The following is a 259-nucleotide window of genomic DNA, read 5'->3' on the forward strand; positions in this document are numbered from 1 at the left end:
TATTTTTACTTAAAACATAACGACCAACAACGGCTAAGTTTGAAGGAGCAACCTCTGCGGCTGGTTTTTCAACCATTTTTTTAATTGCTGCACTTTCACCAGCAGCAAGCTCTACACCATTAATATCAGCAATGCCGTACTTACTTACATCTTCAATAGCAACGGGCTCTAACATAATTTGGCTGGCATGGGTTTGCTTAAAGCGTGCGATCATCGCCGCTAAGTTTTCAGTTTTTTGATCTGCCGTATAAGCATCTAA

Annotated in this window: 1 protein-coding gene; it reads right to left on the reverse strand. The window is 40.5% G+C overall.

All coding sequences use genetic code 11. From position 1 onward, the window contains the following. Nucleotides 1-259 (reverse strand): sugar phosphate nucleotidyltransferase (locus AAEY88_RS14300; RefSeq protein WP_350563456.1); only part of this gene is annotated, 259 nt, incomplete at both ends.

The organism is Psychrobacter sp. CAL346-MNA-CIBAN-0220, from assembly GCF_040309805.1.
In the GTDB taxonomy this organism is placed as follows: Bacteria; Pseudomonadota; Gammaproteobacteria; order Pseudomonadales; family Moraxellaceae; genus Psychrobacter.